Origin of the sequence: Mycobacterium sp. SP-6446, assembly GCF_001954045.1 — a bacterium.
Taxonomy (GTDB): Bacteria; Actinomycetota; Actinomycetes; order Mycobacteriales; family Mycobacteriaceae; genus Mycobacterium.
Window position 1 is genome coordinate 1 of the sequence record NZ_MBEM01000070.1, and the last position, 5,548, is coordinate 5,548.

Below are 5,548 nucleotides of genomic sequence, written 5' to 3' on the forward strand. Positions count from 1 at the left end.
TGGCGTGGGGGCTGTGGGAACAGGCCAGCGGCATGACCCGACACCTGGGCGAGCGCGACAAGGCCCGCATGACCCGACTCGGGCTGGCGCCGCTGTCCACCGAGCACGCCCTACAACTCTTCGACGACGCAATGCTCGCCGACCTTCCCATGGTGGTGGCCGCGCGCGTCGATGCAGCGGCACTCGCCGACCAGCGCGCCGCACTGCCCCCGCTGCTGAGCCAGTTGGTCGTCGCTCGTCCCACCCGGCGTGTCATCGACGACGCCGACACCACGGCGGCCTCGATGACGAGCTTCGCCGCGCGGCTGCAGGGCCTGACGCCCGAGCAGCGACACGACCGACTCGTCGAGGTGGTATGCAGCAACGCCGCCACGGTGTTGGGCCGCCAGAACGCCGCCGACATCAACCCCGGAACCGTGTTTCAAGACCTCGGGTTCGATTCGCTGACCGCCGTCGAGCTGCGCAACCGGCTCAAAACCGCTATCGGACTGACCCTTTCGCCCACACTGATCTTCGACTACCCGACGCCGATCGTGTTGGCCGAACATCTCGACAGCCGGCTGGCCGTCGACACCACCAGCGCCGGCCAACCGAACCTGCTGAACCGATTGAACGACGTCACTCGTGAACTACAAGCACTGCTCGATCAACCCGACTGGAAACCCGAGGACAAGACGCAGCTCACCACCCGCATCCAGGCGCTGATGACCACCCTCAGCACCCACCTCGACCCGTACGAGTCCTACGACTCCGACGACGAGGACATCGAATCCGCCACCGAAAGCCAGCTCTTCGCCATCCTCGACGAAGAGCTCGGCTCCTAAAGCCCGCAAGGAGTGACAGTGTCGGGCCCCGACAAGCATCTCGATTACCTCAAGCGCCTCACCGCCGATCTGCGGCGTACCCGGCGGCGCCTTTCCGAATTGGAAGGCAAGCTGTCCCAGCCGGTGGCGGTGGTGGGGATGGCGTGCAGGTATCCGGGCGGCGTGGATTCGCCCGAGGGCTTGTGGGACATGGTGGTCGAAGGCCGCGACGCGGTGGCCGACTTTCCCGCGGACCGGGGCTGGGACGTGGCCGGGCTGTACGACCCGGACCCCGACACGCCGGGCAAGATGTACGTGCGCCAGGGCTCCTTCCTGTCCGACGCCGGCGACTTCGATGCCGGATTCTTCGGTGTCGGGCCCAGCGAGGCGCTCGCGATGGATCCACAGCAGCGGCTGATGCTGGAGTTGTCATGGGAAGCGTTGGAGCGCGCCGGAATTGACCCGTTGGCGCTGCGCGGGTCGGCGACGGGTGTGTTCGCCGGCGTGATCCACGCCGGCTACGGCGGCGAGGTGCACGGCGAGCTGGAGGGCTACGGCCTCACCGGCTCGACGTTGAGCGTGGCCTCCGGACGCGTGTCGTACGTCCTGGGACTGGAAGGCCCGGCGGTATCGGTGGATACGGCGTGTTCGTCGTCCTTGGTGGCGCTGCACCTGGCGGCGCAGTCACTGCGGTCGGGAGAGAGCGATCTGGCGCTGGTTGGCGGCGTGACCGTGATGGCCACCCCGGCGGCGTTCGTGGAGTTCAGCCGCCAGCGGGCGCTGGCGCCGGACGGCCGGTGCAAGGTGTATGCCGGTGCCGCCGACGGCACCGCGTGGTCGGAAGGCGCGGGGGTACTGGTCGTCGAGCGATTGGCCGACGCGCGACGGTTGGGCCACCCGGTGCTGGCCCTCGTGCGGGGCTCCGCGGTGAATCAGGACGGCGCTTCCAACGGCCTCACAGCACCCAACGGGCCGTCCCAGCAGCGGGTCGTCCGCGCGGCGCTGGCCAGCGCCGGTCTGGCCGCCGCCGACGTCGACGTGGTGGAAGGGCACGGCACGGGCACCACGTTGGGCGATCCGATTGAGGCGCAAGCGCTTCTGGCGACGTATGGACAGGATCGGCCGGCGGACCGGCCGCTGTGGCTCGGGTCAATCAAATCAAACATCGGGCACACCTCGGCCGCCGCGGGCGTCGCCGGAGTGATCAAGATGGTGCAGGCGATCCAACACGGCGTGCTGCCCCAGACGTTGCACGTGGATGTGCCCACGCCGCACGTGGATTGGTCGGCCGGAGCGGTGTCGGTATTGACGGAGTCGCGGCCGTGGCCCGCAATGGATGGTCCCCGCCGGGCGGGCGTTTCGTCGTTCGGGATCAGCGGGACGAACGCGCATGTGATCTTGGAAGAGGCCCTGACGCAGGCGCCGGCGCTGGAGAGCGAAAGCGTTGCGGCGCAGCCCGATGACACCGCGACGGCATGGGTGTTGTCCGCCCGCTCGGAGCGGGCGCTGGCCAACCAGGCCAAGCGATTGCTGGCGCGGGTGGCCGCCGACGCGGATCTGACTCCGGCGGATGTGGGTTGGTCGTTGGTGACGACGCGGCCGGTCTTCGACCACCGGGCCGTGGTGATCGGCGCCGACCGCGACGATCTCGTCGCGGGATTGATCGAGCTGTCAGCCGGCGAGCCGGGCGGAGGCCTCGTCGTGGGGCGTGCGCAAGCGGGCGGCAAGACGGCGTTCGTGTTTCCCGGGCAGGGTTCGCAGTGGTTGGGGATGGGCCGGCAGTTGCATGACCGCTTCCCGGCGTTCGCGGAGGCGTTTGACGAGGCGGTCACCGCGTTGGATCCGCACCTGCGATTGCCGCTGCGCCAGGTGATCTGGGGCGACGACGCCGCACTGTTGGAAAGCACCGAATTCGCTCAGCCGGCGTTGTTCGCCATCGACGTGGCACTGGCCGCACTATTGCGGCGCTGCGGCGTGGTGCCGGACGTCGTGACGGGTCATTCGGTCGGGGAGATCGCCGCGGCCCATGTGGCCGGGGCGTTGTCGCTCGCGGATGCCGCCCGGGTGGTGGCGGGCCGGGGGAGGTTGATGGCGGCCCTGCCCGCCGGCGGGGTGATGGTCGCGGTGGCCGCCGGCGAGTCGGAAGTCGCACCATTGCTGACCGAGGCGGTGAGCGTCGCCGCGGTCAATGCCCCCAATGCGGTGGTGATTTCGGGTGCCCGACAGCCGGTGGAGGCGATCTCGGATCGGCTGGCGGAGTCGGGTCGCCGGGTGCACCGGCTGGCGGTGTCGCATGCGTTTCACTCGGTACTGATGGAGCCAATGCTCGACGAGTTCGCTAAGCTGCTCGACGGGATTTCGGCCGCACCACCGCGAATTGCGTTGGTGTCGAACCTGACCGGCCAATTGGCCGGTGCCGGCTACGGGTCGGCGCAGTACTGGGTTGACCATGTGCGGCAACCCGTCCGTTTCGCCGACGGCGTACGGGCCGCCGAGTCGCTGGGGGCTGACGCGTTTGTGGAGGTGGGTCCTGGCCGTGGCCTGACCGCCGCGGTGGAGCAGTCGTTGACCGCCGACCGGGCGGTGTCGGTGGTGACGCAGGCCAAGGATCGACCCGAAGCCGAGTCGCTGCTGGCCGCGCTGGGGCGGTTGTTCGTCCGGGGTGTCGGTGTGGACTGGCCCGCCGCGTTGCGGGGCGGGAACCGAGTCGACTTACCGACGTACGGATTTGTGCGGCAACGGTATTGGTTGCCTTACGGCGCCGTGGGATCGGCGGACGTGCGGGGTGCGGGGTTGCTGCACGCCGGACACCCGCTGTTAAGCGCGATAGTAGAGCGGCCCGATTCGGGCGGCGTGGTGCTGACGGGTTCTCTGTCGGTGGGGGATTTCCCGTGGCTGGCGGATCATGTCGTCGATGAAGTGATGTTGTTTCCCGGAGCGGGATTCGTGGAGTTGGTGCTGCGGGCCGGCGATGAGGTCGGCTGTTCGGTCCTGGAGGAGCTCACGTTGTTGGCGCCGCTGGTGCTCCCGGAGACCGGCGGGGTGCGGGTGCAGCTGGTCGTCGACGCGGCCACCGAGTCGGGTTCGCGCGCCGTATGGGTCTATTCGCGTGGCGCCCACGCGGATTCGATTTGGGTATTGCACGCGCAGGGCGTACTGAACGCGGGTTCGCCGGCACCCGCGGACCTGTCGGTGTGGCCGCCGGCCGGTGCGTCGGCGGTGGACGCCGGCGATGTGTACGGCGTGTTGGCGGCGCGGGGCTATGAGTACGGGCCGGCGTTTCGCGGCGTGCGGGCGATGTGGCAACGGGGGCAAGAGATTTTCGCTGAGGTCGCCGTCGGTGAGGGTGTGACGGTCGCGGGCTTCGGAATTCATCCGGTGGTGTTGGACGCGGCGCTGCATGCGATGGGGGTGGTCGGCCAACAGGTCGAGACGATGCTGCCGTTTTCCTGGCAGGGCGTGTGTCTGCACGCAGCCGGGGCATCGAGGGTCCGGGTGCGGATCGCGCCCGCGGGCGCCGGGGCGGTGTCGGTGGACCTGGCCGATGGTGCAGGCCTGCCCGTGTTGTCGGTGCGCGAGTTGGTGCTTCGCCCGGTCTCGGCGAAGGCGCTGTCGGCGGCGGTCGCGGCGGCCGCCGGTGGCGGTGGCGGCTTGTTCGACGTCGTGTGGTCCCCGGTTCCGGTGGAACCGACTGGCATTGGCGACGACGGCGCGACGGTGTGGCAGCTGGGCCCGGCGGCCGACGGTGTGGTCCGCTCGGTGCGGGCGGCCACCCATGAGGTGCTGCGGGTGTTGCAATCGCGGCTCGCCGGAGATGATTCCGAGAAACTGGTCGTGGTGACGCACGGCGCGGTCAGTTGGGCCGGCGAGGATGTCGAGGACTTGGCCGGCGCGGCGGTGTGGGGGCTGGTGCGCTCCGCGCAGGCCGAGCACCCGGGCCGCTTGATCCTCGTGGATTCGGACGGGTCGATGGATGTTCGCGATGTCATCGGTTGTGGTGAACCGCAACTCGTGGTGCGCTCCGGTACGGCCTATGCCCCCCGGCTGACCCCCGCCCGTGCCGCGCTGGAGCTGCCGGAGGGCGCATGGCGGATGACCGCAGGGCGCGCGGGCACGCTGGAGGACCTAGTGGTGCAGTCATGCCCACGCGTGGAGCTGGCAGCCGGGCAGGTGCGGGTGGCGGTGGCCGCGGTGGGGGTGAACTTCCGGGATGTGTTGGTGGCCCTGGGAATGTATCCCGGCGGCGGCGAGATCGGTGTCGAGGGCGCGGGCGTGGTCGTCGAGGTCGGGCCGGGCGTAACCGGGCTTGCGGTCGGCGATGCCGTGCTGGGTTTGTTGGGGGTGGTGGGTTCCGAGGCGGTGGTGGATGCGCGACTGGTGACGGCGGTGCCGACGGGTTGGTCGCTGGTGGAGGCAGCGAGCGTGTCGGTGGTGTTTTTGACCGCGCTGTATGGGTTGTCGGTGCTGGCCGGTGTGAAGGCCGGGCAGAGGGTGCTGGTGCATGCCGCGGCCGGTGGGGTGGGCATGGCGGCGGTGCAACTGTTGCGCCATTGGGGTGCGGAGGTTTTCGTCACCGCCAGCCGCGGCAAGTGGGAAACGCTGCGGGCGATGGGTTTTGACGACGACCGCATCGGGGATTCACGAACGCTGGAATTCGAGCAGAAGTTTCTTGCCGCGACCGGCGGCGCCGGGGTGGATGTGGTGCTCAACTCGCTGGCCGGTGAGTTCATCGACGCGTCGCTGCG

At 69.5% G+C, this 5,548-nt stretch carries 2 protein-coding genes; both read left to right on the forward strand.

Features of this window, described 5'->3' with window-relative positions:
* On the forward strand, window positions 1-824 hold an 824-nt coding region (locus tag A5736_RS05745), incomplete at its 5' end, for a phosphopantetheine-binding protein (RefSeq protein ID WP_254848294.1).
* Between the two features lie 18 nt (window positions 825-842).
* Window positions 843-5,548, forward strand: a 4,706-nt coding sequence (locus A5736_RS05750; RefSeq protein ID WP_076245045.1) for a type I polyketide synthase, incomplete at its 3' end; no start/stop codon positions are given.